The organism is Geminicoccus flavidas (assembly GCF_009806515.1).
GTDB lineage: Bacteria > Pseudomonadota > Alphaproteobacteria > Geminicoccales > Geminicoccaceae > Geminicoccus > Geminicoccus flavidus.
In genome coordinates, this window is record NZ_WUJP01000088.1 from 1 (window position 1) to 1813 (window position 1813).

The window sequence follows — 1813 nt, forward strand, 5'->3', positions numbered from 1 at the left end:
GACATCACCGCATTGATCTCGGGCGGCTGGAGCGGCATCGTCCAGCGTTGACGTCGCGCGCCGGCCCCCGCCTCACCCGAGCAGGAAGCCGCGGCCGATGGTGTCGTCCTCCTCCAGGGTGAAGCGGGCGGCACCGGTGAAATGGGCCCGGCCGGCCACCTCGACCCGCACTGCCGGCCGGCCGCCCAGCCGTTCCTCTTCTACCACCTGCCCGGTGAACACCGCCCCGGTCCGGCTGACGAAGCGCCGGATGCTGCCGGCCTGCACCTGCCGGCGCCGGTGCATCAGCGCCATCCGCGCGGTCACACCGGAGCCGGTCGGGCTCCGGTCGACCTCCCGCTCGGCGAACACGCAGACATTGGCCGACGGCGCGTCCTCGCCGCTGCCGCCATCGGTCAGGATCGTGCCGTAGAGGAAGGCCAGGTCCGGGTCGTCCGGATGGTGCAGCTCGAGCTGCGCCCGGCCAGCCGTGGTGATCCGATGGGCCAGTTCCACCAGCTCGCCGATCGGCGAGCGGCCGACGTCCAGGCCGAACTGACCGGCGTCGATCACCGCGTAGAAGGCCCCTCCATAGCCGACATCGACCAGGACTGGCCCCACCGCCTCGACCTCCAGGACGCGATCCAGGCCCAGCGCGAAGGCTGGGACCGAGCGGAACCGCACGGCACCGCTCTTGCCGCCTTCGACCTCGACCAGCGCCTCGACCAGGCCGCAGGGGCACTGGATGCGCACGGGCGTCTCGGGCTCTCGCACCGGGACCAGGCCCCGCTCCACCGCAAACCGGCCGAGTGCGATCACCGCATGGCCGCACATGGTCGACCAGCCGGCATTGTGCATGAACAGCACCGCCAGGTCGGCATCCGGCAGGTCCGGCTCGACTGGCAGCACGCCATACATGTCGGCATGGCCGCGCGGCTCCCACATCAAGAGGCGCCGCAGCTTCTCGGCATGTTCGGCCGCCCAGCGGCGCTTGGCCAGGATGGTGCCGCCCGCAGGTACCGCGAAGCCCCCAGTCACGATCCGCACCGGCTCCCCGCCCGTGTGCATCTCCACGGTCTCGATCTCGGGCATGACACGTCACCTCGGGCTTGCGGCAGGCGGATGGAAGCCCCTCTGCGGGCACCCTGTCCACATGCTGCGGGGCGCAAGGGTTTGTTAACCGGGCGCGGCTAGATTGGGTGCCGGGCAGGTCGCCAATGGGTCGAGGGCGGCCGCTTCGAGCGACGGGAACAGGCAGGACGATGGCGGACAAGGCGAAGGAGCCGGCGGCGGCGGCCGAGAAGGCCGGCGGCGGCCGCGGCAAGCTCATGATGTTCGGGCTGATCGGGCTCCTGGCCCTGGCGGGTGCCGGTGGGGCCGGCGCCTATCTCATGGGGCTGTTCTCGACAGCCCCGCCTGCCGCGGCCGCGGCTCTGCCCGATCCCGCTGCCGGCACTACCGAGGAGGTCGCGCCCACGCCCGCGGCCGGTGAGCATGACGCCGCACCGGCGGCACCCAAGGTGATCTTCGTCGACCTGCCCGACGTGCTGGTGAACCTGAGCTCCGACAGTAAGCGCATGCGCTTCCTGAAGCTGCGCCTGGCGGTCGAGGTGTCGAGTCAGGCCACCGCCGACACGGTGGTGCAGTACACGCCGCGGATCATGGACAGTTTCCAGCTCTACCTGCGCAGCCTGACTGTGGACGACCTGGGCGGCCCGTCCGCCCTGCACCGGCTCAAGCAGGAGATGCTGGCGCGCATCAACCTGGCGCTCGATCCCGGCCGGATCGACGACGTGCTGTTCAAGGAAATGCTGGTTCAGTGAGGCAGGAGCAG

Annotated in this window: 2 protein-coding genes; one reads left to right on the plus strand and one right to left on the minus strand. The window is 70.8% G+C overall.

Annotated elements, in window-relative coordinates; translation table 11 throughout:
- Positions 1 to 72 precede the first annotated feature (72 nt).
- Positions 73 to 1071 (minus strand): proline racemase family protein, encoded by a 999-nt coding sequence (locus EQG76_RS02245; RefSeq protein WP_235031166.1) that lies wholly within the window; start codon positions 1069 to 1071, stop codon positions 73 to 75.
- A 170-nt stretch (positions 1072 to 1241) separates the two neighbouring features.
- Here EQG76_RS02245 and EQG76_RS02250 point away from each other — a divergent pair, with 170 nt between their 5' ends.
- Positions 1242 to 1802, plus strand: coding sequence for a flagellar basal body-associated FliL family protein (locus tag EQG76_RS02250; RefSeq protein WP_159710225.1), 561 nt, complete (start codon positions 1242 to 1244; stop codon positions 1800 to 1802).
- The last annotated feature ends 11 nt before the right edge of the window (positions 1803 to 1813 follow it).

Bases quoted from the DNA above. Each gene is read 5' to 3' on its own strand.
- EQG76_RS02245 (WP_235031166.1), bottom strand. From the start codon at position 1,071: ATGCCCGAGATCGAGACCGTGGAGATGCACACGGGCGGGGAGCCGGTG.
- EQG76_RS02250 (WP_159710225.1), top strand. From the start codon at position 1,242: ATGGCGGACAAGGCGAAGGAGCCGGCGGCGGCGGCCGAGAAGGCCGGC.